Origin of the sequence: Nesterenkonia lacusekhoensis (genome assembly GCF_017876395.1) — a bacterium.
Taxonomy (GTDB): domain Bacteria; phylum Actinomycetota; class Actinomycetes; order Actinomycetales; family Micrococcaceae; genus Nesterenkonia; species Nesterenkonia lacusekhoensis.
Genome location: NZ_JAGINX010000001.1, coordinates 1,754,802 through 1,781,198, shown reverse-complemented (window position 1 = coordinate 1,781,198; position 26,397 = coordinate 1,754,802). Strand labels below are relative to the sequence as shown.

The window sequence follows — 26,397 nt, the reverse complement described above, 5'->3', positions numbered from 1 at the left end:
CCATCTCTGAGACAGAACGCGACGGCGCCGCCAGCTCTCGGGCGGTGGCCACCACCACGGGCCCCATTCCCGCGGTGCGGGCGCCGCTGCTGGGCACTGAGGAGTCCGGCGGCGAGGTGGGCCGTGAGCCCGAAACCGGCGAGGAGGCCGGCCCCGGGCCGGGGCCTGTCGTCCGGACGGCTCGGTGGCTGCGCCGGATTCCTCGGGTCTGGTCCCGCTCCCTGCTCTTCCGTGCGGTCGCCTTCACCGGTGTGCTCACCACGGTGGGGACCTTGCTGGTGGCCGCCTTCCTGACTCAGCAGATCACCACCGGCCTCTTCCAGGAGCGGTTCGATCAGGTCGAGATCGAGGCCACCCAGGACCTCGACTACATCCGCAACGCCTTCGCCGGAGCCTCCACCACTGACCGAACGAGCACCGAGACGCTGGTTCGGGACACGATGGAGGGGATGGAAGGCTCGGTCGCCCAGGTCCAGCGCGACTTCGTGTTCACTCCGCTGACCGAGGAGGAGAACCTCTACGCCAATCCGCGTACTTCGCTGGACAATCCGGATGAGGTGATCTCCCAGGAGCTGGTGGACACGGTGGCCGAGGGTTCTGGGCAGTATTGGCAGTCGGTGGGCATCGAACGTGAGGGCGGCCATGTCGTCCCCGGCGTGGCCTTCGGCACCCAGGTCCAGCTGCCTCCGGGCCATGCCTACGCGGTCTATTTCGTCTACGACTTCTCCCCGGTGCAGGAGACGCTGAACTTCGTCCTGCGGATCCTGTTCCTCGCCGCTGTGGCCGTGCTGCTGATGAACATGGCCATCGCCGCCTGGGTGACGCGTTCGGTGGTCGCACCGATTTCCCAGGCCGCCGAAGTCTCCGAACGGATCGCCTCCGGTCAGCTGGACCAGCGCCTGGTGGTCCGCGGTGAGGACGAGATCGCCCGCCTGGGCATCTCGTTCAACCGCATGGCCTCCAACCTGCAGGATCAGATCACCCAGCTGGCCAACCTGTCGAAGATGCAGCAGCGGTTCGTCTCCGACGTCTCCCATGAGCTGCGCACTCCGCTGACCACAGTGCGCATGGCGTCGACGATGCTGCACGAGGCCCGCGACGACTTCGACCCGGTCAATCAGCGCACCGCCGAGCTGCTGCACCACCAGGTGGAGCGCTTCGAGGCTCTGCTGGCCGACCTGCTGGAGATGTCGCGCTTCGACGCCGGCGCCGCCGAACTGTCCCTGGCTCAGGTGGATGTGCGCGGACTGGCCGAAGAGGTGCTGCGCACCGCCCAGCCGCTGGCCGAATCCAACGATGTGACCCTCTCCCTGGTGGTCCAGGGGGACGGGTTCGTCGCCGAGATCGACCCGCGCCGCATCGATCGGATTCTGCGGAACCTGGTCAACAACGCCATCGAACACGCCGAGGGCCGCCCGGTGGACCTGGTCATCGCCTCCAGCCCCACCGCTGTCGGGGTGGGGGTGCGCGACCACGGCATCGGGATGTCTCCCCATGAGGTGGCCCATGTCTTCGACCGCTTCTGGCGAGCGGACCCAGCACGAGCCCGCACCACCGGCGGATCCGGGCTCGGCCTGGCCATCGCCACCGAGGACACGCGGCTGCACCAGGGTTCCCTGGACGCTTGGGGACAGAAGGGCCAGGGCGCCTGCTTTCGGTTGGTGCTGCCTCGCCGGCAGGACGCGCCCTATCGGGCTGCGCCGCTGGCGCTGCCGCCCACCTACAGCGCTGAGGACCGCATGGTGATCTCCTCCCCGCTGCCTCCGCAGAAGTCCGTGGAGCGGGATGACAGCCATGACAGGATCAGCGAGCAGTCGCTCTATCAGCCGAAGGAGGGAGAGGAATGAGCCGCAGCACCCCTGAGGCGCGCAGCTGGCCCGCCCGCCGCGTCCTGCTGGGCGTGGGCACCGCTGCTGCCCTGATGATCAGCGGCTGCGCCCCGATGATCCCCACCGACGGCCCGGTGGGCACCTCGGACCCTGACACCGGCGACGGCAGCTCCTACCTGTTGGAGGCCCAGGGGCCGGTCCCGGGCAGCGACCCGGGCCAGCTCATCGATGACTTCCTCCAGGCCGGCGTCGGACCTCAGGACGACTATGCCGTGGCCCGCGAGTACCTGACTCCGGCTGCCGCCCGGGAATGGTCGCCGGGGGAGCGGACGGTGGTCTACTCCTCCACTCCCGAGATCCTGCCCGAGGGGGAGGACTCCTATTCGGTGCAGTTCCCGGTGGAGTCGGTGATCGACGCCGACGGCATCCGCACCATGGTTCCGCCGAACACCTCCGAGGCCGTGGACTTCACCGTGGAGCAGTATGAGGGGGAGTGGCGGATCTCGGACGCGCCGGAGGGCAAGTTCCTGGCAGTCCCGGAGTTCCAGCAGGTCTACCAGCCCCATACGCTCTACTTCTACAACTCCGCTCAGACCTACGCGGTTCCGGATGAGCGGTGGTTCGTCAACATGCCCGGGCGCATTCCCGCCACGATCGTCGAAGCTCTGCTCGACGGGCCGGCGCCCTACCTGGAGCCCGCAGTCACCTCTGCCTTCCCGGAGGGGACGGAGCTGCAGCTCTCTTCGGTCCCGGTGGAGGGCCGGACCGCCGTCGTGGACTTCACCTCCGGTCCCATCAGCAGCGCCTCCGCGGAGGAGCAGCAGCTCATGGACCATCAGCTCTCGCTGGCCCTGGGCGGGCTCAACAGCGTCAACGACGTTCAGATCACCGTGGACCACCGGGAGCTGGAGGAACCGGAGGAGGAGCTCGAGGAGCTCGAGATCATGGCCGGTGATGACGTCGAGGTGCGGGACACGCCGATCGGTCTGCGCGGTGATGAGCTGGTCCGCGCCCAAGGCACCAGCGATATGACCGTCCCCGACCTGCCGGACCTCTCGGAGATCGAGCCGCGCGAGCCGGCAGTGGCCAACACGGATCCGGACTCCATGGCGGTGCTCGACGGCGACGCTGAGCAGCTGTACCACATCAGGCCCGGCCGCGAGCCGGACCAGGTGCTCTCCGGAGAGGAGCTCACACGGCCCTCGATGGACAACTACGGTTGGACCTGGGTCGCGGACAACACCGACGACGGCGCCACCATCCATGCTGAGGCCTATGACGAGTCGCTGGATCCGCTCAGCGCGGAGATCAGCGCCGACTGGCTGGAGGGTCGCTCCATCACCTCGCTGCGGATCGCTCAGGACGGGGCGCGGGCGGCCATGGTGGTTCAGGACGGCGGAGAGAGCACCCTCTACGTGGCTGGTGTCATCCGCGACTCGGCGGGCACTCCGCAGGGGCTGGGTCAGCCGATGCGGATGGAGACCCTCGACGAGATCGATGAGGTCCGTTGGGGCGATGATGCGCTGGTGGTCTGGGGCGCCTATGACGAGGATGCTGAGGAGCCTGCGGCCATGCAGATCGAGCTGGTGCGCTTCTCCGGCACGCGCGAGGAGCTCCACGGGCCCATCCTCGGGCTGGAGAATGTGGCCGCGGGCGAGGGCCAGAGCCAGGTCTGGGCTGAGGCCCAGGGCGCTCAGCAGCTGCCCATCGGCGAGCAGTGGCAGATCCAGGAGCTGGAAGCTACCGACCTGGCCTATCCGGGCTGATCCGTCCGGAAGGAGTCGGTTCCGATGGTGCGTGGTTCGTCGTGGCGCGACCATCTGGACCGTGCCTGGTTCTCTCGGCCCGGTGTGCGGACCCGTGAGGCAGTCGCTGCGGCCGCGGGGCTGCTCACCCCATCGTGGTGTGTGGGCTGCGGAGCCGAGGAGACGGATCTCTGCGAGGAATGTGCCTATGACGTCCGGCTGCTGACCCGCGACCCCTACCGGGCCGAGGCTGCGGCCCCGGCCCTGCCCGTGGTGGGGCAGACGGAGGATCAGCTGCGGGTCCTGCCGGTCATCGCCGCCGGGACCTACGGAACGCTGCTCTCCCGTGTGATGCTCGGGTTCAAAGACCACGAGCGGATTCCTCTGGACCGCGTGCTGGCGCCTGCCCTGGGCCGGGCCGTGGAGGCGGCGCTGAGCCAGCTGTGCACAGAGGCGCCGCTGATCCTGGTCCCGGCCACTTCGCTGAAGGCTCGTATGCGCCGCAGCCATGACCCGGTGCCTCACCTGGTGCGCCGGATGGAGGGACGATCTGCGCTGCGGGGAGCGCAGCTGGCCGAAGGGATGCTGGCGCAGCCTCCGCGTGCGGCCGCCGTCGGGATGCTGCCCGGAGGAGGTCGGCAGAAGGGCCAGAAGGGGCGCAGTCTGGCGGATCGGCGTCGGCGGCTCACCGGGGCCTTCCGCGTGACCGACCGGGGGCGGGAGGAGCTGCCTGGACGAGAGGTCCTGCTGGTCGATGACGTCCTGACCACCGGGGCGACGATCCATGCCCTCTACGAGCTGCTCACCGAGGCCGGAGCCGAGGTGCGCGGGGCTGCGGTGATGGCGGCGGCAGAAGTTCCTCGAGGTGGTGACGCTTCGCAAGGTTCTGGCTTAGAGTGAGGTATGGGTCTTCAACTGGAGGTCCCATGGTTGCCAACACGGTTGATAGTGACCGATACGAGGAGGAACCATGTCAATGCAGGTCAGCTACACCGGCCGGAACGTCACGATCCCTGCGGCTTTCAAAGAGCACGTCGAGGACAAGGTCGACAAGATCGATCAGCTCGCCGACAAGGGGCACCGGCTCGAGGTGAAGGTCACCGGAGAGAACTCCCACCGCCGCGCAGACACAGCGCTCACTGTTGAGCTCACTGTGATCGGGCGGGGCAAGGTCATCCGCTCCGAGGCACAGGCGGAGGAGAAGTTCGCCGCCTTCGAGGCGGCGATGAACAAGCTGACCGAACGGTTGCGCCGAGCGCGTGACAAGAAGAAGTCGCAGGCACATTCCTCGCGGAACGGAACCTCGGACGTCGCCCACGCCATGGCCGGGCTGGAACCGGTGGCCACGGATCGTCCTCTCTATGAGCAGGTGCTCGACGCCGCCCAAGCCCATGACGAGCCGCCGGCCGGATGGGAGGGCGAGGACGAGGACGTCGTCCCGATCCGTATCCGCCGGAAGGTCTTCCCCGCCGAACCGATGAGCGTCGACGCCGCCGTGGACGCCATGGAGCTGGTCGGTCACGACTTCTATCTCTATCTCGACTCGGAGACCGGGCTGCCCTCCGCGGTGTACCGCCGTCGCGGCTGGACCTACGGCGTCATCTCTCTGGACGGGGAGAAGGAGGCCTCCGCCCCGGTGACCGAGGAACGTGACTACCGCTCGGAGAACGGAGTCTCGGCGGGCTCGCTGCACGCCGCCTGATCCGTATTCCCCGGCACTGACCGCATCGGGCTGGGAAGGGGTGTTTAGCTCCTTCCCAGCCCGAAGCGTAGACTGACGAGGACGTACTGATGAACCTCTGATGGAGAACAGGCTGTGCCCACTCTGCTCGAACGGATCCTCAAGACTGGGGATAAGAAGATCCTCAAGACGCTGCGCGGCTACGCCGATGCGGTCAACCTGCTCGAGGATGAGTTCAAGGAGCTCAGCGACGACGAGCTCCGCGCCGAGACCGACCGCTATAAGGAACGGCTCGAGGACGGCGAGTCGCTGAACTCGCTGCTGCCCGAGGCCTTCGCCGCTGTGCGGGAGGCGGCCGGCCGCACGCTGGGTATGCGCCACTTCGACGTCCAGCTCATGGGCGGTGCGGCTCTGCACCTGGGCAAGATCGCTGAGATGGGCACCGGTGAGGGCAAGACCCTGGTGGCCACGGCCCCGGCCTACCTCAACGCGCTCTCCGGCAAGGGTGTGCACATCGTGACCGTCAATGACTATCTGGCCAAGTATCAGGCCGAGCTGATGGGCCGCGTCTTCCGCTTCCTGGGCATGGAGACCGGAGTCATCACCAACGGGATGAAGCCTTCTGAGCGCAAGAAGGCCTACGACGCGGACATCACCTACGGCACGAACAACGAGTTCGGCTTCGACTTCCTCCGCGACAACATGGCCCAGTCCCTGGACGACCTGGTCCAGCGTGAGCACCACTACGCGATCATCGATGAGATCGACTCCATCCTCATCGATGAGGCGCGGACCCCGCTGATCATCTCCGGGCAGGCCACCGGCGACATCTCCCGGTGGTACAACGACTTCGCCACTCTGGTGACCCGTCTGACCCTGGACGAGGACTACGAGGTGGACGAGAAGAAGCGCACGGTGGGCGTCACCGAGTCCGGCATCGACAAGGTCGAGGACTACCTGGGCATCGAGAATCTCTACGAGACCCAGAACACCACGCTGATCCAGTACCTGAACAACGCCATCCGGGCCAAGGAGCTCTACGTCCGGGACAAGGACTACGTGGTCGTCAAGGGTGAAGTGCACATCGTCGATGAGCACACCGGTCGTATCCTGAAGGGCCGCCGCTACAATGAGGGGCTCCACCAGGCCATCGAGGCCAAGGAGAACGTCCGCATCAAGGCGGAGAACCAGACGCGCGCCACGGTGACGCTGCAGAACTACTTCCGCGGCTACGAGAAGATCTCCGGCATGACCGGCACCGCCGAGACCGAGGCCGCCGAGTTCATGTCCACCTATAAGCTCCAGGTGGTCCCGATCCCGCCGAACCGCCCGCGCCAGCGGGAGGATCTCAACGACCTGGTCTATAAGAACGAGGTCGTGAAGTTCGACGCCGTCCTGAAGGACATCGTCAAGCGGCATAAGAAGGGTCAGCCCGTGCTGGTCGGCACCGAGTCGGTGGAGAAGTCTGAGTACCTCTCCAAGCTGCTGGCCAAGGCCGGGGTGAAGCACGAGGTGCTCAACGCGAAGAACCACGAGCGTGAGGCGGCCATCGTCGCTCAGGCCGGACGCAAGGGTGCGGTCACTGTGGCCACCAATATGGCCGGCCGCGGCACTGACATCATGCTCGGCGGCAACGCTGAGTTCAACGCCGTGCGTCAGATGGAGAAGCTTGGGCTGGACCCTGAGCGCGACGCCGAGGAGTACGAGGAGAAGTGGGACGAGGTCTTTGCTCAGGCCAAAGAGGAGGCCAAGGAGGAAGGCGATGAGGTCCGCGAGCTCGGCGGCCTCTATGTGCTCGGCACTGAGCGCCACCAGTCCCGCCGGATCGACAACCAGCTGCGCGGCCGCTCCGGTCGTCAGGGCGATCCCGGCGAATCCCGGTTCTACATCTCGCTGACCGATGACCTGATGCGTCTGTTCAATCAGGCCGCTGCGGCTCGGATCATGAACTCCAAGGCCATGGACGATGAGATTCCGGTGGAGCACAAGTTCGTCTCCGGTGCGATCGCCAATGCCCAGCAGCAGCGCGAGGGGCAGAACACCGAGATCCGCAAGAACGTCCTGAAGTATGACGACGTCATGAACCGTCAGCGTGAGGCGATCTACTCGGACCGCCGCCGCATCCTTGAGGGCAGCGACGTCCATGAGAAGGTTCAGCACTTCATCGAGGATGCTGTGAGCCTGATGATCAGTGAGAAGACCAACGCCCCCTCCCCGGAGGACTGGGACCTCGAGGGGCTCTGGGAGGAGCTGGAGTCGCTCTACCCGATCTCCCTGAGCATCGAGGACCTGGTCGAAGAGGCCGGCGGCGTGGACAAACTGACCGCCAAGCTGCTCAAACGAGAGATCATCTCCGACGCCAAGATCGCTTACGAGAAGAAGGAGGCAGAGATCGGTTCGGAGAACCTCCGTCAGCTCGAGCGCCGCGTCCTCCTCTCGGTGATCGATGAGAAGTGGCAGGAGCACCTCTACGAGATGGACTACCTGAAGTCCGGCATCGGGCTTCGTTCCATGGCTCAGCGTGACCCGCTGGTGGAGTACCAGCGCGAGGGCTACGAGCTGTTCCAGACGATGGCCGACACCATCCGCGAGGACTCCGTGCGCTACCTGTTCAATGCCGAGGTCCAGGCGGTGCCTGAAGGTGGCGACGCGCCCTCCCTCCCTGGTGTGAAGGATGGGCGTCTGGCGGTCTCCTCCAACGGTGCCAAGCAGGAGACCAGCAGCACCTCAGCCTAGTTCGAGGGCGACCACGCGCCACCGACGCCGGTGAGCCTCCATGCGCAGGGCGCAGGCTCGGACACGGTGTTCGTCCCCGAAGATCACGGCGCATTCCCACACCCCTGGGGCGACCTTCTCGGTGCGCACCTGGTGGAAGGCCAGAGGACGGGGAGCCTTGGGGGCCAGCTCCTGGGCCTCATGGGTGAGCTCCACCCGCTCTCTGACCTTGCTGTAGACCTGCGCCTCCAGCCAGCGCTGCAGCTGGACCACCGGGCGAAGCCCGGCCAGAGCTTCCATCGTGGCCTGGCAGACGATCCGTGCGATGGCGTTGATCTGGCGCTCCTCCTCAGCTGAGGTGGCCAGAGCAGAGGGCCGCCGGCCGCCCCCTTGAGCGCTGCTGGCGGCGGCCACCTCTGTGGGGGTGCTGCTGCGCAGATCGCTGGCCAGTTCGTCCTCACGCTGCAGGCGGAAGGTGCCTCTGGAGCGGACCAGCGGTGCTGGAGTGGTGACTGTCATGTGTCTCTCCTCATCAGATGGGGCAGGCCGAGCCGCTGCGGCTCAGCGCGCTGCCGGTGGTTTGTCCAGAACGGTGCCCGGAGCGAGAGCTCCGGGGTCCCCGCCGATCGCTGCGGCATTGTGGTCGTACCAGCGAGGCCAATCACGGGCGATCTCCCAGTCGGTGGCACCGGGCCCCAGGTCGGCGGCGACCAGCTCCCAGAGCGTGTCCCCAGGACGCACGGTGATGCGGTCCTCCTCACCAGGGTCCGTGCGCTGCTGCGCGCCCTGGTGGCGCTCCGCCGGGGCGGCTGGTGCGGTCGGAGTGAACAGCGGCGTCATCGAGGCCTCCGTCTCGGCAGTTCCGGCGGTGATGAACGTGGGAGCAGGCGGAGCATCCGCTGCGATGCTCTGCTCCGCCGGAAGGTCCGCGTGAGCGGTGGCCGCAGCGGAAGCGAGTCCGCCCACGGCCAGGTGTGCGCTCAGGGTGACGACGAGAGTCCGTCGCATGAAGCCGGGGGAGAGCCTGCTGAGCAGATGCTCCACCCGTAGGGCTCCCGCGCGGTGGGCGATCACCGCAGCGGCAGCGGCCAGGACGGAGGCCAGGGTCAGCAGGGTGAGCAGGATGCCACCAGCCACAGCGGCCAGCCCCATCACTTCATCCACTGTCTGCAGGGTGCCCCGACGCAGGTCGGCGACGCTCTGCGAGACTGCTGCGCCGACGGCTCCAGGGCCAGGCCGCGGCTCGGCGACCTCCGGCGCCAGGGCGCCGCCGCACAGAACCAGCAGCGGTCCCGCGCTCAGTGTGAGCACGGAGAGTGCGAGGTCCTGTTGTCGCGTCGTCGATTCCCGAAGCATGCATTTGATGCTATTTGATGTCTTATGGTGCCGCAAGAGATTTTTTCGTCTCATCGCGCGGCGATGCGTCGGCCTAGGATGGGTGCATGCGGTGGGAATCACTCTTCGATGACATGGAGACCTCGTTCGCGGCGGCGTCGGAGGCGGAGCTGGAGTCTGAGATTGCGGAGGCGGTGCGCTTGGAGCGCTCAGCTCTGCGCTTCACAGACCGCCTGCGAGCCAGCCGCGGGTCCGAGGTCCACCTGGTCGTGGCCGGCGGTCGGCGGGTCAGTCTGACGGTGGGTGCGGTCGGGGAGGACTGGCTCTCGGGGGCAGAAGGGCCGCGTGAGGTCCTGATCCCTGCGGGGGCCGTGCGATCAGCAGTCGGGCTCGCTCGGCGAGCGGAGACTGAGCGCAGTCATGCGCGACGACGTCTGGGCATCACGGCGCCGCTGCGCCAGTTGCTCAGGGACAGGGCGCAGGTGGTGGTGTTCGGGGCGGAAGGGATCTTGGCGGAAGGCCTTCTGTTGGAGGTCGGCCGGGATGTCATGGAGGTGCTTCCGGCGCCTCCGGGGGAGATCCCGCGCAGGCGCGCGGCGCAGGGGGCGGTGGCGGTACCGCTGGCAGCAGTGGTGATGGTCAGCGGGGCCTGAGGATCAGCTGCTGGACGACGTCTGCTCGGTGGAGGCGTTCTGCGTCCGTGCTTCTCGCTGGATGGCGTACTGGCGTTCGATGAACTCGTCCAGCTTGGCCTCTTCCACGCGCCACTGGCCGCGCCCGCCGATCTGGATCCCCTCCAGCTCTCCGCTCTTGATGAGCGCGCGCGTCTGAGACATGGTGATGTTCAGGGCTTCGCAGACATCAGGCAGGGTGAGGAAGCGTCGCACGGGGACCTCCGAAGGCGCGTCGCGGGTGTGATCAGCTATGACCTCCTCATTTTAGTGTCATTTGTTTTCATTTGCACTTCCTGGATACTCTGACCTCAGACTCAGGGGCACTGAGCTTCTCGCCGCTGACGCTGGAAGAGGACTGTGCCTGATGAGGGGCATGGGGAATGGAGTCCACGGATGAGCATGCCCACCGACGAGAGCCCGGAAGCCGCGGAGCGTCTGCGCAGACCAGGGTGGAAGGATCCTCGGCTGTTGGTAGGCGTGCTGATCGTGCTGCTCTCCGTGGCCGGTGTGACCGCTCTGGTCTCCTCTCAGGACCGCACCGTTCCCGTCTATGCCGCGGACCGAGCCTTCGCAGTGGGGGAGCAGGTGCAGGAGGATGATCTGCGGGTCGTCGACGTCCGCATCGACGAGGTCTCAGATCGATATCTCAGCGCTGAGCAGACGCCGGAGGCGGGCCTGCAGTTCGTCGCCGTCGTCGACGAAGGCGAGCTCATCCCGCAGCGTGCCGTGGGTGCCGCAGATCCGCTGGGCCGCCAGGCAGTGACCCTGGAGGTGGAGCACACTCTGGCCCAAGCCGTGGAGCCGGGCCGGGCAGTGGACCTCTGGGCGGTGCGGCAGGGGACTGTGGCCGAACAGGAGGAGGCCTCCCGAGCAGAGCAGCTCGTGCTCGCCGCCGAGGTCTCGGCAGTCAGCGAATCCTCCTCCACCTTCGGCTCAGCGACGGTCATGACTGTCGAGCTCCTGATCGATCCGGAGGATATGCCCGCCGTCCTGGAGGCACGCAGCTCGGCCGGATCGCTCTCGATCATCCCCACCGGCGCAGACCCCGACGGCGCTGCCGCCTCCGACGACGGCGCAGAGGCCGAGGAGACGGCATGAGGCGCTGTTCGGTCATCACCACCGGAACGATAGAGACCGACCACATCGCCGCACTCGAAGGGCTGCAGGGCACGGTCACCGTGGACCGGCGCTGCGCCGATCTCGCTGAGCTGACAGCTGCTGCTGAGAGTATGCGAGCCGATGCCGCACTGATCATCGGCAGCACCACGGCACTGACCGCCTCGCTGATCGAACGCCTGCAGGCCGCGGAGCTGCGCGTCGTGGTGGTCTCAGACGTCAAGGAGGAGCGGCGCCGCCTGGCGTCCCTGGGCGTGGCGGCCCATCCTGATGACGTCGAGGTCACCCGCTTGGCTGAGGCGCTGATGGGCTCACCCGCTCTGCCCGTGCCTCCGGACTCTCCCTCGGAGGAGGTTCCGCCTGAGACCGGTTCGCGCAGCTTCTCCGAAGGTCTGGACGCCTCCGGCGGGTCAGACGAGCTCTCGCCGTGGAGCACCGACACGCAGGTCCCGGCCTTCGAGTCGGAAGAGATCTCTGCGGCGGGGATCTCAGCTGCGGATATCGCTGAGGAGGCGGAACACGAGGAGCTCTCCTCCGGGGACGGCGACGAAGCCTCCGCAGAGGCCGAGGAGGGGCCGAGTCCGCAGAAAGGCGTCACCGTAGTCTGGGGCGCTCACGGCAGTCCCGGGCGCACGACGGTGGCGGTCAATATGGCCGCCGAGCTCGCCGGGGCCGGCTACCGGGTGCTTCTCATCGACGCCGACACCACAGCCTCCGGGGTGGTCACCCACCTGGGGCTGCTCGAGGAGTCGGCGGGACTGGCCCAGGCCTGCCGTCAGGCTGATCTCGGGCGTCTCGACGCGGCCCGACTGAGGCGGGCCAGCACTGTCGCCGAGGTCCGAGGAAGCCGCATGCACCTGCTCACCGGTCTGCCTCGAGCCAGCCGGTGGCCGGAGCTGCGCAGCCGCGCGCTGCGCGAAGTGCTGCAGCTGGCGAGGAACGAATACCCCTATGTCATCGTGGATGTCTCCGCCTCCGTCGAGCAGGACGAGGAACTGACCTATGACACCGCGGCTCCGCAGCGCCATGCCGCGACGGTCTGTGCCCTGCAGGAGGCCGATCGTCTCCTGGCGCTGGGCACCTGTGACCCGGTCGGTTTCCCGCGGTTGGTCAAAGCGCTGGAAGACATCCGTCATGAGGTTCCGGAGGCCCCCGCGGCTGCAGCCCTGATCACCAAAGTCCGCCGCGGCGTCGTCGGGCGCTCGCCCCAGGAGCAGCTGCGCAGCACCTGGCGGCGCTTCGGCCCCGAGGGCGGGGACCCGGCCTTCCTCCCGTGGGATGTGGAGTCCTGCGATGCCGCTCTGCTGAAGGGTCAGACGCTGGCTGAGGCGGCGCCGGATTCCGAGCTGCGGCGCGGCATCGCCGCACTGGCCGGAGTGGACGTGCGGACCAGAAGACGGCGGCGTCTGAGCCTGCGGAAGCGCGAATCCGCGTTAGGCTGAGAGAGCAGAAGCAGCAGCAGGTTTCGATGCGGAAAGAGCAGGCGCACATGCCCGGTGAAAAGACTCTATGGACTGCCGATGATGACAGCCTGGATGATCTGACAGAGGCGTACTACGCGCATATCGCCCGGGAGGACCTCTGGTCCGTCAGCGGCCAGGAGCAGGTCGAACGAGTCCGTGCACACGTGGAGCTGGCGGCCTCCCGCACCTCCTCGGAGCCGCGAGCCGCCGTGGTCACCGTCGGTCGGCGCAGCATCGTGCTCGTGGTCACCGACGACATGCCCTACCTGGTGGACTCGGTCACTGCAGAGGTCACCCGCAACGGTTATGCGATGTCCCTGGTGGTCCACCCGGTGCTGCTGACCAGCCGCAGCCGGGACACCCGTTCGCTGCTGGCCGTGAAATCCGTCCCCGCTCCGGAGCGAGGCCTCTCCTCAGGCGATACTCAGACCCTCCCCGACATCTCAGCACTGCTCGCCGATGAGAACCGCACGGCTCTGGAATCTTGGATCGCCGTCGAGCTGGACCAGGAGCTGGACGAACAGGCCTCCGCCCAGGTGGTGGAGGGGCTCTACCGGGTGCTCGAAGACGTCAAGAGCAGCCACCGGGACCAAGAGCGCATGGCCGCCCGGTCCCGCGGGGCCGCCGGCCTGCTCCGTGAGGCTGAAGACCTGGTCGACTCCGACGAAGCCGCCGACCTGCTGGACTGGATGGCCGACGGGAACTTCCTCTTCCTGGGCTACAGGGAATATGAGTTCTCCACCGCCGAGGATCCCTCCGGCAGCTGGGAACCGGTCGCCGGAACGGGACTCGGCGTGCTGGCCGAACGCAGTGGCCAGGGCGCGCTGGAGCGTGCCGCCGAGAGTGTCGCAGCGGCCCCGGGGCGCCGCCCAGAGGAGCGCAACGGTCTGGTGATCACCAAGGCCAACGCCCGCTCCACCGTCCGGCGTCGCACCTATATGGACTATGTCGCGGTGAAGACCTACGGGCCGGACGGCTCTGTGCGGGGCGAGCGGCGGTTCGTCGGACTCTTCAGCCAGAGCGCCTACACCCAGTCCATCATCAACATTCCCCTGCTGCGCCACCGTGCCAGGCAGCTGCTGGAGCGCTCCGGCTTCTCCGCAGACTCCCACTCCGGCTCCGATCTGCTGCAGATCCTGGAGACCTATCCGCGCAATGAGCTGCTGCAGATGTCTATCGAGGAGATCGAAGAGATCGCCTGGCAGATCCTTCAGCTGCAGGAGCGCCGGCGGATCAAGCTCTTCCTGCGCAAGGACCTCTACGGCCGGTTCATGACCGCACTGGTCTACCTGCCCAGGGACCGCTACAACACTGCGGTCCGGCGCCGCGTCGAGCAGGAGCTGATGCGTTTCATCGACGCCGACTCCATCGACTTCAATGTTCGGCTGACCGAGTCGGTCCTGGCTCGTGTCTTCTTCCGCATCCGCCTGCGCCAGGACGAGCACAGCGGGGCCATGGAGATCTCCGAGGATGAACTGCAGCGCCGGCTGGAGCGGACCATCCGATCATGGTCCGAGGGCATTGCGCAGGAGGCCCAGGATCGTTACTCGGCCGATGCCGCCCAACGTATCGCCGCACGGTGGGGAGAGGCCTTTCCGGACGACTACCGCGTCCTCTATGAGATCCCGGATGCCCTCGGAGACATCGCCCAGTTCGAGATGTTGGAAGGCCAGGGCGCTCAGCAGCGTACGCCCAACGGCTCCCCGGTGCCGCGGATGCAGTTCTACCCGCCTCAGCAGCCAGGCGACGTCGCCCACATGCGGGTCAAGCTGTACCTGACCGAGCCCAAGACGCTCAGTGAGACTCTGCCGGTGCTCGATGACTTCGGGCTCTCCATCCTGGACGAGCGCTCCTATGTGCTCAGCTGCGCGGACGGCACAACCTTCCACCTCTATGACTTGGGCCTGTGCTATTCGGAAGGCGTGGATCCGCACACCACCATCGATCTCTTCCGTGAGGCCTACACCGCTGTGCTGGCCGGAACCGCAGAGTCGGACATCTTCTCCCGGCTGGTCCTGCGCCTGGGCCTGGGCATCCATGACGTCATCGTGCTGCGTGCCTATGCCCACTACATGCGCCAGCTGGGCATCTCGCATTCCTACGACTTCCTGGCCGAGGCACTTCTGCAGAACCCCGAGGTCACCCGCGCGCTGATCTCCTGCTTCCGGGTGCGTTTCGATCCCAGCCCAGAGCTGGAGGAGGGGCAGGACCGCGCCGCCGCCATGGAACAGGCCCGCACTGCGGTGAAGGACGCGCTGGAAGCTGTGCCCACCCTGGACGCCGACCGGGTGCTCTCCACGTTCCTGAACCTCATCGAATCCACTCAGCGCACCAATGCCTATCAGGGCCACGGATGGCTCTCTCTGAAGCTGACCCCCGCCACCATCGACGCCGCGCCCCAGCCGCGTCCCGCTCATGAGGTGTGGGTCTACTCGCCGCAGGTCGAGGGGGTTCATCTGCGCTTCGACAAGGTCGCCCGCGGCGGTCTGCGCTGGTCGGACCGGCAGGAGGATTTCCGCACAGAGGTCCTCGGGCTGGTTAAGGCTCAGATGGTCAAGAACTCTGTGATCGTCCCCTCCGGCGCCAAGGGAGGGTTCTACGCCAAACAGCTGCCGGACCCCGCCCAGGACAGAGGAGCCTGGTTCGAGGCCGGCCGGGCGGCGTACCAGATCTTCATCCGTGGCCTGCTGGACATCACCGACCAACAGGTGACCCGGGATCCGCAGAACCCGGAGGGCGCGTCGGGCGACGAAGGAGCACAGCAGGACGGCGCGATCCAGATCGTCCCTCCCCGGGATGTGGTCCGGCACGACGGCGACGATGCCTACCTGGTGGTCGCCGCGGACAAAGGGACCGCCACCTTCTCCGACACGGCCAACGCCATCAGCTTGGAGTACGGCCACTGGCTGGGTGACGCCTTCGCCTCCGGCGGTTCGGTGGGCTATGACCACAAGGCCATGGGCATCACTGCTCGGGGCGCCTGGGAGTCGGTGAAGTCTCACTTCGCCGAGCTGGGCATCGACACCCAGAACGAAGAGTTCACCGTGGTGGCCGTGGGAGACATGGGCGGCGATGTCTTCGGCAACGGCATGCTGCTCTCCGAGCACATCCGTCTGGTCGCAGCGTTCAACCACCTGCACATCTTCATCGATCCGGATCCCGACGCCGCTGCCTCCTACGCCGAGCGCCAGCGGCTCTTCACCGCATCCCGCTCCGGCTGGGACGCCTATGACACCAGCCTCATCTCCGAAGGCGGCGGGGTCTTCTCACGGACAGCCAAGAGCATCGAGATCACTCCACAGATGCGTCGGCGCTTCGACCTGCCCGAGGGTACCGAGGCGATGTCACCGCCGGAGCTGCTCAACGCCGTGCTGCGCTCGCCGGTGGATCTGTTCTACAACGGCGGCATCGGAACGTATGTGAAATCCTCCGAGGAGTCCCATGAGGAGGTCGGAGACCGGGCCAACAACGCCATCCGTGTCGACGGTCGCCAGCTGCGGGCCAAGGTCGTCGGAGAGGGAGGCAACCTGGGTCTCACCCAGGCCGGTCGCATCGAGGCCGCCCAGCATGGCGTGCTGCTCAACACCGATGCGATCGACAACTCCGCCGGCGTCGACTCCTCGGACCACGAGGTCAACATCAAGATCATGCTGGATCAGCTGATCACTTCCGGTCACCTGCCGGAGGAGGAGCGCACAGAGCTGCTGAAGTCGATGACTGAGGACGTCGCCCAGCATGTCCTGCAGACCAACAAGGATCAGAACGTGCTGCTGCTGACGGAGCGCCAGCGGCTGGGCGAATGGTCGCCGAGCTTCAAGCGTCTGATGCGGTGGCTGGAGGAGAGCGCAGGGCTGGACCGCGAGCTGGAGGTGCTGCCCACTGAGACTGAGCTGGAGCGGCGGCACGAGGCCGGCGAGCGGACCCTGACCGCTCCGGAGCTGGCGGTGCTGACCGCCTACGCCAAGATTCAGCTCAAGGTAGCGCTGGTGGACTCGGCTCTGCCCGACGACGAATGGTTCACCACCACGTTGGAGGGCTACTTCCCCGGTCAGCTCACCGACCGCTTCGCCGAGCAGCTGCCCTGGCATCCGCTGCAGCGCGAGATCATCGCCAATGTGGTGGCCAACGACGTCATCAACATGGGCGGAGCGGCCTTCGTCTTCCGCGCCATGGAGGAGACCTTCGCCGCAGAGGAGCAGGTGGTCCGTGCCTTCGTCGTGGTCCGGGAGCTGTTCCGCCTCGATGAGTTCGACGCGGCCATGCGGGACCTGCCGGTCTCCTTCCCGCGGGACCGCTGGGCGCTGATCTACCTGGACATGCGCCGGCTGCTCGACCGCGCAGTCCGCTGGGTGGTCAGTCATACGGCCGCCGGCAGCGAATCCGCACGCGGGACCACGGTCCGCCAGGACGTGGAGACCTTCTCCGCCCACATCTCCTCGCTCTACGGCAATCTCGCCGAACACCTGCGCGGGGCCGATCGCGCCCGCGTGGAGTCCAAGCGGGAGGAGGCGCTGGCCGCGGGGATGGACGACCAGCTGGCCTCCTGGGTCTCGGAGCTCTTCGAGGCCTTCTCCCTGTTGGACATCGCCCTGCTCGCCCGCGAGCACGACTGCCCGGCCGATGAGGTGGCCGGCGTCTATTACGCGGTCTATGCGGAGTTCCAGGTGGACAGCTTGCTCGACCGCATCACTCGCCTCTCCCGGCTGGACAAATGGCAGGCATTGGCCCGCGGCGCCCAGCGGGATGAGCTCTACTATGCGGTCCGTGAGATCACCGAGTCGGTGCTGCGCACCACTGAGCCGGGGGACCCGGGCCAGCGGCTGGAGGAATGGAAGCAGGCCAGCCACGCCAAGCTGGACCGCGCTGAGCGTCTGATGGCCGAAGTGGATGAGCTCGACGCCGACAACATCGCCTCGCTGACGGTGCTGCTGCGCCACCTGCGCGGACTCGTCGGATCCTGAGGAACGAAGAGGGAACCTGATGGCGATCTACGAAGAACCCCTGACGGGGCACCGGCACATCTCCGAGCGGGACGTCGAATGGGTCCACGCTCTGGTGGGGGACTGGCAGCTGCTCTCTGATCTGGCCTTCTCTGATCTGGTCCTCTGGTTCCCCAGCACGGAGGAGGGCTTCGTCTCCGCCGAGGAACGGTCGTTCATCGCTCTGGCGCAGGCGCGGCCGTCCACCACGCAGACGCTGGTCCATCGCGATGTGGTCGGAGACCGCATCCGGGCCGACCTCAAACCGATGGTGGAGCGAGCCTGGTCAGCCCAGGTTGTCACCAACTCCTCGGATCAGGGCCAGCCCTCTCCGGCCAGGATGCGTGTCCAGGCGGTGCCGCTGGTGCGCTCGGGGCGCACTCTGGCGGTCATCACTCTGCACTTCTCCGTCGCGGCGCTGCGCACCCCTTCTCGGCTGGAGCTGACCTACCGCCGCTGCGCCGAAGAGCTGCTCGCCATGGTCTCTGCGGGACGGTGGCCGGACACTGCGCAGGAGTTCACCGGCTACAGCGGCGCGCCGCGCGTCGGTGACGGCCTGCTGCGCCTGGACAGTGATGGTGAGATCACCTTCGCCAGCCCCAATGCCGTCTCGGCTCTTCTGCGGCTGGGAGTCTCCGATGCGCTGGAGGGACGCTCTCTGGCGAGCATCGGAGCGGAGCTGCAGCGGGCCACCGGCGTCGCCGTCGATGAGTCCCAGCCGCTGATGCTCACCGGCAAGCGGGCCATGCGGGCTGAGCTCGAAGCTCACGGCGCCACTGTCACCCTGCGGTCGATCCCGCTCTACCGCGGCGAGGAGCGCTTCGCGGCTCTGGTGCTCTGCCGTGATGTCACCGAGCTGCGGCGCCGGGACAAGCAGCTGATGTCCAAGGACGCCACCATCAAGGAGATCCACCACCGGGTGAAGAACAATCTCCAGACGGTCTCGGCTCTGCTGCGCATGCAGTCCCGCCGCATGGACTCCTCGGAGGGCCGGCACGGCCTGGAGCGGGCTATGCGCCGCGTGGAGACCATTGCGATGGTCCATGACTCTCTCTCCCAGGGATTGGCGGAGAGTGTGGATGTGGACGAGCTCATGCGTCGGCAGCTGCGGCTGGCCGCAGAGATGGCGCAGTCCGACCGTCAGGTGGTCACCGAGCTGGAGGGAAGCTTCGGCCAGCTTCCCCCGGACATGGTGACCCCCTTGGCCCTGGTCATCACCGAGATCGTCGCCAACGCGGTGGAGCACGGGTTCGGGCAGGGGGACCAGGAGCGCAGCGCGCTGACGGTCAAGACCTCGGTGCACCGTCATACCGACGCCGCTGGGCGCCAGCGTCTGGATCTGGAGGTGCTCGACGACGGCGTCGGGCTGCCTGACGACCAGTGGGAGCCCGGCCTGGGGCTGCAGATCGTCCAGACCCTGGTGCGCGGAGAGCTGTCCGGTTCCATCGAGTGGAAGACGGCAGAAGACACGAAAATGGGGACCCGGGTCATCCTCCGGGCCCCCATCATCGCTCCCTGATCAGGGAGTCAGGGCTGGTGCGCTGCTGAGCTCAGCTGGCTCGGCGAGCCCGCGCGGCACGCCGCTTCAGGGCACGACGCTCATCCTCGCTCATGCCGCCCCAGACGCCGGAGTCCTGGCCGGTCTCCAGAGCCCACTGCAGGCAGGTGTCCATCACGGGGCAGCGGCGGCAGACGCTCTTGGCCTCTTCGATCTGAAGCAGAGCGGGGCCCGTGTTGCCGACGGGGAAGAAGAGTTCGGGGTCCTTGTCCAGGCATTCTGCTCGACTGCGCCAATCCATGGCGATCACTACTCCTTGTGCGCCGGAGAGGCGCGACTCGGGTTCTGAGCTGCGATGCGGTCCTCAACCCGGAGGGAGGCATGCCTCATCAGGGTCACTCAGAGCTTGGGTGGGCAACTCGTGACGGCGTGTCTTCAGGAGCAAGAGGCCGTCCGCGAATTTCTTCGTAATCAAGGCTGACATGTTAACGACATGCAAACAAGAGTCCATAACTAAGAAATACTGCCCGAACAGCATGGTATTAGTCACATTGATCAACGCGCTTTTCAGCCAGTTCCAACCACCTGGAACGGCGGTCTCCAGTGTGCGCGGAGGGAAGCAGGGAGAGCAACACCCCAGCGACCCGAGCTCCCAGATCGCCGCAGTCCGGCCGCGTCACAGCCTGTGTCCAGATGGCGTCGGTCACCTGTGGTACCGAGGCATAGCCCTCGGGGTCCAGAGTGGGCAGAGTCAGCAGGTGGGCGACCAGGCAGGCCAGATCGTCGGCTCGGTATCCGGGCCCCAAGGAGTCCACGTCGATCAGTGCGGTGGGGGAGAGGCTCGGCCGCCCGGGGCCATCCCGGCGCACGGCGGCGAAGATGTTGCCCGGATGGAAGTCCCCGTGGGTGGGCACCATCGGACCCGGTTCGCTCTGCAATCGATCCCGGATGCGACGGACCAGCCGTCGCACGCGGTCCGGGTCAGCTCCTGAACGCACAGCGACGGCGGCATAGTCCTCCAGCCGCTCAGCCTGGGTCCTCCTGCGCGGCAGCTCGCGGACCCCCTGCCACAGGTCTTCAGCCCAGAGTGCCTCCAACGGAGCCGTGAGCTGGTCCGCGGACAGTCCGTCGAGGCTCTCTGCGGCAGTGTCGGAACGGGTCCCCGGACGGTGCAGGTGCTCGGTGAGGGGACGTCCGGCAGCCTGTTCGACCATCAGGATGCCTTCTCCCAGATCGTAGGCCGCCGGAGCGCAGGCCAGCAGCCGGTGGCGTCTGAGCTGGTTCTCAACCCGCTCAGGTCGCATGACCTTCACATACACGGTCTCTGCGTCCCGGCCTCTGCCTGGAGCGGGAGAGACGGGTCTGACCTGCGCACGCAGGACGGCCCGTCGGAGTGGGCGCAGCACGAGCATCTGCAGCTCCTCGACTGCCACCGGAGTTCCTCGCCAGGAGCTGATCCGCTGCGCCAGACGCTCGGGGTCACAGGCCGATCTCAGTCCGGGAAGCTCCGGATCAGCCGGATGGGCCCAGAGGTGGACCGGGGCCGGGCCTCCGGCCCCGTAGGGGAGCTCTGCCCCGGGGTCCAGGCGCACCGCCCCTGAGGCACGGCGCTGCTGAGCGGAGAGCTCCACTGTGCTGGCGACCAGATGGAGGGTCACAGGGTCAGCCGCGGGATCTCCCGGGTGGTGGGGTGAGACCTGGAAGATCGCGGAGGCCTCTGCGCCGGGGCGTTCGAACAGGTGGGTGCGCCGCCACGTGCCCAGCTCCAGGCCGGAGGCCTGCAGGGCAAGGCGCAGCAGTTCTCCTGCCTGCTCCTCGCGCAGCGGCCGATGTGGATCCTCCATCGTGTCCATTATGCTCCGCCTGCGCCCCGGCGGCGTGCTCAGGCAGCCGTGGGAGACTGAGCAGATGACGCGCACGAAGTTTCGCCGCGGGTGGCGGCTCTTCACCGTTCGAGGATGGATCCTGACCGCTGTCATCGGCCTGGCGGCGCTGGCGATGTTCACCGCCGGATATACCGCCTATCTCATTCAGGACCTGCGCGTGGAGGCCCGGGTGGATGACGAGTTGCGTGCTTCAGCCGAAGAGTTCCGCCTGCTGGCCGAATCCGGCGTCGACCCCGCCACCGGCGAGCCCTTGGGCTCGCCCACTGACCTGGTGCGCGTGGCCACCGGGCGTCAGGTCCCCGGAAGCAACGGCGGAGTGCTCGGAATCGTGGACGGACGGATCGTCTACACCTCGTCGGTGGCGCCGCTGGACCTCCGGGCCGATCCGGAGTTCGAGAACCATCTGCGCCCGTTGACGGACCAGGACGAGCCCGTGTTGGAGACCCTTCAGACGGCGCAGACCACCTATCGGGTGGCAGTGATCCCGGCCCATGACGGTCAGGACGGGGGAGAGCAGGCGGCTCTGGCGTTGGCCTATGACCTCGACGCCGAGAAGCGTGCCTTCTCCGAGATCTTCTGGGTCTACGCGGCCGTCTCCGCCGGCTCCCTGGGCGTGGTGGCCCTCGTCGGGTGGGCCGTGGCCGGCCGCCTGCTGCGACCAGTCCGGGTTCTGGCCGATTCGGCGCGGAGGATCGGGCGTGAGGACCTCTCCGAACGGATCCCTGTCACCGGCGAGGACGACCTTGCTGAGATGACCCGATCCGTCAACGAGATGCTCGAGCGCCTCGACGGTGCCTTCGCCGCGCAGCGGCAGCTGGTCAACGACGTCAGCCACGAACTGCGCACGCCGCTGACCGTGATCAGCGGCCACCTGCAGGTGATGGACACCGCCGACGAGGCCGACGTCCGGGAGGCTCGTGATCTGACCCTGGACGAGGTCCACAGGATGAATCGCGTGATCGATGATCTCCTCACGTTGGCCACAGCCGAGCATCCGCAGTTCCTGCGACCAGGGCCCACTGACGCGGAGGCCCTGACCGAAGAGATCTTCGAGAAGGTCACGGGGCTGGGTGGACGTTCCTTCTCCTTTGAGTCCCACGCGCGGGGGCCGGTCGTGGTGGATCGTCAGCGCGTCACCCAGGCGGTGCTGCAGCTGGCGGCCAACGCTGTGAAGTTCTCAGGGCCCGGCTCAACGATCGTGATGGGCTCCAGGGCGGTCGGAGACGGGATCGATCTCTGGGTCCGAGACGAGGGACCCGGCATCCGGGAAGAGGACCGGGAGAGGATCTTCGAACGCTTCGGACGGGCTGAGCCGTCCAAGCCCGGGGCAGGGCTGGGGCTTCCGATCGTGGCAGCCATCGCCCAGGCCCACGGGGGAGAGGTTCGCTGCACTTCTGAGGTGGGGAAGGGGTCGACCTTCGCCCTCTGGCTGCCGCGCAGCGGACCTGGCGTCGTCGCGGCTGATTGATCAGGTGTCGACGCTGGGTGCGGACCAGGTCTCTGCGGTGGGCGCGGACCAGGTCTCGGGAGTGGGCGGAGTGTCATAGCTGACCGCCGGCGGCGGTGCCACAGGCTGCTGGGAGGACGGGGCCTCGTAGGTCTCTTCCGGCGCCTCGTAGGTCTCTTCCGGGGCCTGGTCGGGAGTTTCCTCCGTCGGCTGGGGCGACGAGTGCCTCGGGTCCTCCGCCGGCTCATCCTCGGAGGCGGGCGCTGCGCTCTCTGCTTCGGTCTCGTCCGCACCCTGACCGGCGTCCGCGTCCTCGCCCTCGGCCGCTGTCTCCTCCGGAGCGGCGGCGGGGGATTCCGAAGAGCGCGTGGAGACTTCGACGGCGGGTCCCAGGTCCACTCGGTCCTCAGCGTCGGAGAGGGTGGTCGCCAGGGCGGTTCCGGCGCCGATGCTGACCAGCCCCAGCGCTCCGGTCACCACCCATGTGGTCTGCCTGCTCACGGATGTCTCCTCACAACACGGCTGCTCTGATGGTAGGTCCCAGTCTGGGAGCAGAACATGAGAGGCGTCTGAGAGAGTTCAGCCGAACCGCCTCAGTGGCCGGCCTCGTACTTCTCCAGCTGCAGGTCGGCCGTCTCTTCGAGGTGCTCCTGGCCTTCGCCCACTGCGGTGATGAACAGAGTGTCGGCGCCGTTCTGGTGGGTCAGTGCGCTGAGCTCGGTCTCGATGGACTGGCCTGCAGCCTCCGTGGCCATCGACAGCGCCAAGCCCTCCCATTCCCCGTGGTCGAGGTGTTCGAAGCTGTACTCACTGGAGGTGCCCGTCTCCTCGTCCTCCTGGGTGAAGGCCTCACCCTCGCACTCCTGGATGATGGCGTAGCCGTCGGCAGTGTCGACGTCGTCGTCCGCGGTGTCCTCTTCCAAAGCCGCCGGGTCCGCCATCGCCTCGGCCAGCTCATCGCAGGTCTCGACGTCGGCCCCTGACATGGGCATCGCCTCGTCGCCGGAGACAGTCTCCTCGGCCCGGAACTCCTCCACCTCGACCGGCAGCTCGTCCTCGGTGAGGAGCAGCTCAGCGATCTCCTCCTCGCTCAGCGCGGCAGCGCCGGTCTCGGCGGCGTCGCCCTGCGCGTCTTGGGTCTCCTCGCCGGGAGCATCTGCGGCAGGTGCGTCCTCGGAGTCGTCGCTGCAGGCGGTGAGCATCAGGGCAGAGACGCTGAGCATGGCCGCGCCCCAGCGGAGTCGTGTGGTCGTGTCCAGTCCCAGGGTTCCTTCCATCAGCCCTCGATCTGTGGCGATGTGCTCCAGCCTACGGCATGAGATGACGGCCGGCGTGTTAAGGGAGAATGTCACCCATGGCCCGTGACTCTGAGAACCTGCAGCCGGACTTCCATGGTCCGCAGAAGCGCCGTCCGTTCACCCAGGCCCGTCCGCGGCCGCTGCCGGTGTGGATCATATTCCTGATCCTCTTCGTCCAGGGCCTGGCGGTGCTCTGGTACACCGTGGCGTCGGCGCTGAGCTCCGATGAGGCTCTTCTGGACGCTGTGGGTGTGGTGGCGCTGGTGGTGCTCTACGCGCTTCTCGGCGCGGTCCTGATGATCCTGGGGTTCCGCATCTTCATGGGAGCAGGCGGTGCCAGGACTCCAGCGATGGTGCTGGAGTTCATGGTGGTGGTGATCTCCTTCAGCTTCCTCTCCGGGGGAGCTGTGGGAGTGGGGCTGACCCTGCTGCTGCCGGCCGCAGCCGCCCTGGTCCTGCTCTTCGTGCGTCCCACGCAGGAATGGCTGGACAGATGAGAAGCGGCTGGGCAGATGAGTCTGCCCAGCCATCCTTCGACCGCCGCTGGGGGCGGCCGGGCTCAGTCGACCGGACCGGTCCGTGCTCTGCGGCGTCCGGTCTGCCTTTCAGTTGACCGGGCCGGTCCACTTCTCGCCGGGGCCCTTGCCGGGTTCGTCCGGAACCAGGGATTCTTCGCGGAAGGCCAGCTGCAGGGATCGCAGCCCGTCGCGCAGGGGAGCGGCATGGGTGGAGCCGACCTCCGGGGCGGCGGCAGTGATCAGACCGGCCAGCGCGGTGATCAGCTTTCGGGCCTCGTCCAGGTCCTTCAGTTCGTCGGCGCGGGTGTCATCGGCCAGCCCCGTCTTCACTGCCGCTGCACTCATCAGGTGAACTGCGACAGTGTTGATCAGTTCGACCGCGGGAACCTCTGCGATGTCACGCGCGGTCTGATCGGCCGCCGGGGGGAGATCTTCGTTCTGCATGCTGGTAAGCTTGTCACAGTCTTTGAGCGCACGCTAAACGTGCGCACACTTACTTCACAGCAGTCCACACACAGGAGTTAGACAGATCAGCGAACCACGCATCAACAACCGGATCCGTGTACCGGAGGTCCGCCTCGTCGGCCCGCAGGGGGAACAGGTCGGCATCGTCAGAATCGAAGACGCCCTGAGGCTCGCCTCGGAGGCCGATCTTGACCTGGTCGAGGTGGCGCCGAACGCGAAACCGCCGGTCTGCAAGCTGATGGACTTCGGCAAGTGGAAGTACGAGGCTGCGGTGAAGGCCCGCGAGTCGCGGAAGAACCAGACCAGCACTCAGCTGAAGGAAGTCCGCTTCCGTCTCAAGATCGACGACCACGACTACGAGACCAAGGTCGGGCACGCTCGCCGCTTCCTCGAAGCCGGTGACAAGGTCAAGGCCATGATCCAGTTCCGCGGCCGTGAGCAGCAGCGTCCGGAGATGGGCGTCCGCCTGCTCCAGCGCTTCGCCCAGGACGTGGAGGACCTCGGCCAGGTCGAGTCCAACCCGCGCCAGGACGGCCGCCACATGGTCATGGTGGTCGGCCCGCTGAAGACCAAGGCGCAGGCTCGCAACGAGGCTCCCGATGACGAGGCCCTGGACAACGAGGAGAACAAGGCTCGTGCCAAGGCCAAGCGTGAGGGCCGTGCTCGAAAGACGCAGGAGCGTCAGGAGCGGGTCTCCACCGATCAGAAGGACGTGAAGCCGCTGTCCAACTCGATGGCGGACTATCTTCCGGACGAGCTCAAGAACCTCTGATCTGTTCGGGCGGAGCAGGCTCTGTCCGAACAGCTCGGCGAAGGACCTGGTAGACTTGTCTGCTGGGTTTGCTGCGACGTGCCCCCTGCGGGTGCGTCGCAGACCTATGAAAAGGGATCCCACCGGGTGTCGTGCCTGGTGAGCGGTCCACCTCTGCACCGCCGACGCTCTCCTGGAGGGTGCCGGTTCCCAGGTGTTGCAGGTCCGTACGATGTAAGGAGAACGGCGCTATGCCGAAGATGAAGACCCACAGCGGGGCCAAGAAGCGCTTCAAGATCACCGGTTCCGGCCAGATCAAGCGCCAGCAGGCCAACCGCCGCCACTACCTGGAGCACAAGTCTTCCCGCCTGACCCGCCGTCTGGCCGGTGACCGCATCGTCACCAAGGCTGACGAAAAGCGCATCAAGCGCATGCTGGGCCTCTGAGCACCAGCACGGAACATCGCGAAGACTTCAGAACTCACAGGAGATAACAGATGGCACGAGTGAAGAGGGCGGTCAACGCCCACAAGAAGCGCCGCAAGGTCCTCGACCGGGCCTCCGGCTACCGCGGACAGCGCTCCCGCCTGTACCGCAAGGCTAAGGAGCAGCTGCTCCACAGCTTCACCTACAACTACCAGCACCGGAAGAAGCGCAAGGGCGATTTCCGTCGCCTGTGGATCCAGCGCATCAACGCTGCCGCACGCGCCAACGGCATGACCTACAACCGCTTCATCCAGGGCCTCAAGGGCGCTGGGGTCGAGGTCGACCGCCGCATGCTGGCCGAGCTGGCCGTCTCCGACGCCGCTGCCTTCAAGGCACTGGTGGAGACCGCTCGCCAGGGTCTGCCGGAGGACGTGAACGCCCCCAAGGCCGCCGCGTGATCCGCAGCCTCTAGCAGGTGCTCTGACGGCGCCCGTTCCCTACACAGGGAGCGGGCGCCGTCGTCGTTGTATGGGCGCGTTTGTGCGGACCCCGTTTGTCCGGGCCCGTTGGTG

Annotated in this window: 23 protein-coding genes; 15 read left to right on the top strand and 8 right to left on the bottom strand. The window is 67.0% G+C overall.

Annotated elements, in window-relative coordinates:
- The first annotated feature begins 44 nt into the window (after positions 1–44).
- From mtrB to secA, 5 genes are all read left to right on the top strand, one after another.
- Entirely contained in the window at positions 45–1,847 is a 1,803-nt protein-coding gene (gene mtrB, locus JOF45_RS08395; RefSeq protein WP_342591444.1) for an MtrAB system histidine kinase MtrB, read from the top strand.
- A complete protein-coding gene (locus JOF45_RS08390) occupies positions 1,844–3,595 on the top strand; it encodes an LpqB family beta-propeller domain-containing protein (protein ID WP_210049050.1) in 1,752 nt (583 codons plus the stop codon). Before mtrB ends, JOF45_RS08390 begins: the two co-directional genes overlap by 4 nt.
- 24 nt (positions 3,596–3,619) lie before the next feature.
- Positions 3,620–4,474, top strand: a complete 855-nt coding sequence (locus JOF45_RS08385) for a ComF family protein (RefSeq protein WP_210049049.1) — start codon at positions 3,620–3,622, stop codon at positions 4,472–4,474.
- 70 nt (positions 4,475–4,544) lie between these two features.
- Complete coding sequence (gene hpf, locus JOF45_RS08380) at positions 4,545–5,276, top strand: ribosome hibernation-promoting factor, HPF/YfiA family (RefSeq protein WP_245324181.1); 732 nt, start codon at positions 4,545–4,547, stop codon at positions 5,274–5,276.
- 114 nt (positions 5,277–5,390) lie between these two features.
- Positions 5,391–7,991, top strand: a complete 2,601-nt coding sequence (secA, locus tag JOF45_RS08375) for a preprotein translocase subunit SecA (protein WP_210049048.1) — start codon at positions 5,391–5,393, stop codon at positions 7,989–7,991.
- Here secA and JOF45_RS08370 read toward each other — a convergent pair.
- Together JOF45_RS08370 and JOF45_RS08365 are read right to left on the bottom strand one after the other, a co-directional pair.
- Positions 7,983–8,489, bottom strand: a complete 507-nt coding sequence (locus tag JOF45_RS08370; protein WP_210049047.1) for an Rv3235 family protein — start codon at positions 8,487–8,489, stop codon at positions 7,983–7,985. The two genes, secA and JOF45_RS08370, sit on opposite strands and share 9 nt — an antisense overlap.
- A gap of 42 nt (positions 8,490–8,531) precedes the next feature.
- A complete protein-coding gene (locus JOF45_RS08365) occupies positions 8,532–9,326 on the bottom strand; it encodes a LysM peptidoglycan-binding domain-containing protein (RefSeq protein ID WP_210049046.1) in 795 nt (264 codons plus the stop codon).
- An 86-nt stretch (positions 9,327–9,412) separates the two neighbouring features.
- Here JOF45_RS08365 and JOF45_RS08360 point away from each other — a divergent pair, with 86 nt between their 5' ends.
- Positions 9,413–9,958, top strand: a complete 546-nt coding sequence (locus tag JOF45_RS08360; protein ID WP_210049045.1) for a hypothetical protein — start codon at positions 9,413–9,415, stop codon at positions 9,956–9,958.
- Positions 9,959–9,961: 3 nt separating this feature from the next.
- On the opposite strand, the gene JOF45_RS08355 is transcribed toward JOF45_RS08360, so the two are convergent.
- Positions 9,962–10,192: a helix-turn-helix domain-containing protein gene (locus JOF45_RS08355; protein WP_210049044.1), complete on the bottom strand. Its 231-nt coding sequence runs from the start codon at positions 10,190–10,192 to the stop codon at positions 9,962–9,964.
- Between the two features lie 180 nt (positions 10,193–10,372).
- Here JOF45_RS08355 and JOF45_RS08350 point away from each other — a divergent pair, with 180 nt between their 5' ends.
- From JOF45_RS08350 to JOF45_RS08335, 4 genes are read left to right on the top strand one after another with little or no spacing between them, the layout of a single operon-like run.
- Positions 10,373–11,077, top strand: a complete 705-nt coding sequence (locus JOF45_RS08350) for a CpaB family protein (RefSeq protein ID WP_210049042.1) — start codon at positions 10,373–10,375, stop codon at positions 11,075–11,077.
- The gene (locus JOF45_RS08345; RefSeq protein WP_210049039.1) at positions 11,074–12,537 is read left to right on the top strand and encodes a CpaE/TadZ family protein; all 1,464 of its coding nucleotides are present in this window, start codon (positions 11,074–11,076) and stop codon (positions 12,535–12,537) included. The genes JOF45_RS08350 and JOF45_RS08345 overlap by 4 nt, the downstream gene beginning before the upstream one ends.
- A 47-nt stretch (positions 12,538–12,584) precedes the next feature.
- Entirely contained in the window at positions 12,585–17,519 is a 4,935-nt protein-coding gene (locus JOF45_RS08340; RefSeq protein ID WP_210049037.1) for an NAD-glutamate dehydrogenase, read from the top strand.
- 19 nt (positions 17,520–17,538) lie between these two features.
- Entirely contained in the window at positions 17,539–19,056 is a 1,518-nt protein-coding gene (locus tag JOF45_RS08335) for a sensor histidine kinase (protein ID WP_210049035.1), read from the top strand.
- 31 nt (positions 19,057–19,087) lie between these two features.
- Here JOF45_RS08335 and JOF45_RS08330 read toward each other — a convergent pair whose 3' ends face one another.
- Together JOF45_RS08330 and JOF45_RS08325 are read right to left on the bottom strand one after the other, a co-directional pair.
- Entirely contained in the window at positions 19,088–19,336 is a 249-nt protein-coding gene (locus tag JOF45_RS08330) for a WhiB family transcriptional regulator (RefSeq protein WP_210051387.1), read from the bottom strand.
- A gap of 241 nt (positions 19,337–19,577) precedes the next feature.
- A complete protein-coding gene (locus tag JOF45_RS08325; protein WP_210049034.1) occupies positions 19,578–20,879 on the bottom strand; it encodes a phosphotransferase in 1,302 nt (433 codons plus the stop codon).
- Positions 20,880–20,943: 64 nt separating this feature from the next.
- Between JOF45_RS08325 and JOF45_RS08320 the strand changes: the two genes are divergently transcribed.
- Positions 20,944–22,389 (top strand): sensor histidine kinase, encoded by a 1,446-nt coding sequence (locus JOF45_RS08320; protein WP_210049033.1) that lies wholly within the window; start codon positions 20,944–20,946, stop codon positions 22,387–22,389.
- Here the strand turns inward: JOF45_RS08320 and JOF45_RS08315 are convergent, their stop codons facing one another.
- Together JOF45_RS08315 and JOF45_RS08310 are read right to left on the bottom strand one after the other, a co-directional pair.
- Positions 22,390–22,869, bottom strand: a complete 480-nt coding sequence (locus JOF45_RS08315) for a superantigen-like protein SSL4 (protein WP_210049032.1) — start codon at positions 22,867–22,869, stop codon at positions 22,390–22,392.
- A gap of 92 nt (positions 22,870–22,961) precedes the next feature.
- On the bottom strand, positions 22,962–23,645 hold the full coding sequence (locus tag JOF45_RS08310) for a hypothetical protein (protein ID WP_210049031.1): 684 nt from the start codon (positions 23,643–23,645) through the stop codon (positions 22,962–22,964).
- A 77-nt stretch (positions 23,646–23,722) separates the two neighbouring features.
- On the opposite strand from JOF45_RS08310, the gene JOF45_RS08305 reads away from it, so the two are divergent.
- Complete coding sequence (locus tag JOF45_RS08305; protein WP_210049030.1) at positions 23,723–24,163, top strand: hypothetical protein; 441 nt, start codon at positions 23,723–23,725, stop codon at positions 24,161–24,163.
- Positions 24,164–24,271: 108 nt separating this feature from the next.
- Here the strand turns inward: JOF45_RS08305 and JOF45_RS08300 are convergent, their stop codons facing one another.
- Entirely contained in the window at positions 24,272–24,628 is a 357-nt protein-coding gene (locus JOF45_RS08300; RefSeq protein WP_210049029.1) for a DUF1844 domain-containing protein, read from the bottom strand.
- A gap of 85 nt (positions 24,629–24,713) precedes the next feature.
- Between JOF45_RS08300 and infC the strand changes: the two genes are divergently transcribed.
- The 3 genes from infC to rplT all read left to right on the top strand — a co-directional run bounded on the left by infC (position 24,714) and on the right by rplT (position 26,283).
- Positions 24,714–25,421, top strand: a complete 708-nt coding sequence (infC, locus tag JOF45_RS08295) for a translation initiation factor IF-3 (protein ID WP_210051386.1) — start codon at positions 24,714–24,716, stop codon at positions 25,419–25,421.
- 230 nt (positions 25,422–25,651) lie between these two features.
- Entirely contained in the window at positions 25,652–25,846 is a 195-nt protein-coding gene (gene rpmI / locus JOF45_RS08290; RefSeq protein ID WP_210049028.1) for a 50S ribosomal protein L35, read from the top strand.
- Positions 25,847–25,896: 50 nt separating this feature from the next.
- Entirely contained in the window at positions 25,897–26,283 is a 387-nt protein-coding gene (rplT, locus tag JOF45_RS08285; protein ID WP_210049027.1) for a 50S ribosomal protein L20, read from the top strand.
- The last annotated feature ends 114 nt before the right edge of the window (positions 26,284–26,397 follow it).

Excerpts from the sequence above, each read along its gene's own strand:
- JOF45_RS08390 (WP_210049050.1), top strand. The coding sequence starts at position 1,844 with ATGAGCCGCAGCACCCCTGAGGCGCGCAGCTGGCCCGCCCGCCGCGTC.
- JOF45_RS08385 (WP_210049049.1), top strand. The coding sequence starts at position 3,620 with ATGGTGCGTGGTTCGTCGTGGCGCGACCATCTGGACCGTGCCTGGTTC.
- hpf (WP_245324181.1), top strand. The coding sequence starts at position 4,545 with ATGTCAATGCAGGTCAGCTACACCGGCCGGAACGTCACGATCCCTGCG.
- JOF45_RS08370 (WP_210049047.1), bottom strand. The coding sequence starts at position 8,489 with ATGACAGTCACCACTCCAGCACCGCTGGTCCGCTCCAGAGGCACCTTC.
- JOF45_RS08365 (WP_210049046.1), bottom strand. The coding sequence starts at position 9,326 with ATGCTTCGGGAATCGACGACGCGACAACAGGACCTCGCACTCTCCGTG.
- JOF45_RS08360 (WP_210049045.1), top strand. The coding sequence starts at position 9,413 with ATGCGGTGGGAATCACTCTTCGATGACATGGAGACCTCGTTCGCGGCG.
- JOF45_RS08350 (WP_210049042.1), top strand. The coding sequence starts at position 10,373 with ATGAGCATGCCCACCGACGAGAGCCCGGAAGCCGCGGAGCGTCTGCGC.
- JOF45_RS08345 (WP_210049039.1), top strand. The coding sequence starts at position 11,074 with ATGAGGCGCTGTTCGGTCATCACCACCGGAACGATAGAGACCGACCAC.
- JOF45_RS08340 (WP_210049037.1), top strand. The coding sequence starts at position 12,585 with ATGCCCGGTGAAAAGACTCTATGGACTGCCGATGATGACAGCCTGGAT.
- JOF45_RS08335 (WP_210049035.1), top strand. The coding sequence starts at position 17,539 with ATGGCGATCTACGAAGAACCCCTGACGGGGCACCGGCACATCTCCGAG.
- JOF45_RS08330 (WP_210051387.1), bottom strand. The coding sequence starts at position 19,336 with ATGGATTGGCGCAGTCGAGCAGAATGCCTGGACAAGGACCCCGAACTC.
- JOF45_RS08325 (WP_210049034.1), bottom strand. The coding sequence starts at position 20,879 with ATGGAGGATCCACATCGGCCGCTGCGCGAGGAGCAGGCAGGAGAACTG.
- JOF45_RS08320 (WP_210049033.1), top strand. The coding sequence starts at position 20,944 with ATGACGCGCACGAAGTTTCGCCGCGGGTGGCGGCTCTTCACCGTTCGA.
- JOF45_RS08310 (WP_210049031.1), bottom strand. The coding sequence starts at position 23,645 with ATGGAAGGAACCCTGGGACTGGACACGACCACACGACTCCGCTGGGGC.
- JOF45_RS08305 (WP_210049030.1), top strand. The coding sequence starts at position 23,723 with ATGGCCCGTGACTCTGAGAACCTGCAGCCGGACTTCCATGGTCCGCAG.
- JOF45_RS08300 (WP_210049029.1), bottom strand. The coding sequence starts at position 24,628 with ATGCAGAACGAAGATCTCCCCCCGGCGGCCGATCAGACCGCGCGTGAC.
- rpmI (WP_210049028.1), top strand. The coding sequence starts at position 25,652 with ATGCCGAAGATGAAGACCCACAGCGGGGCCAAGAAGCGCTTCAAGATC.
- rplT (WP_210049027.1), top strand. The coding sequence starts at position 25,897 with ATGGCACGAGTGAAGAGGGCGGTCAACGCCCACAAGAAGCGCCGCAAG.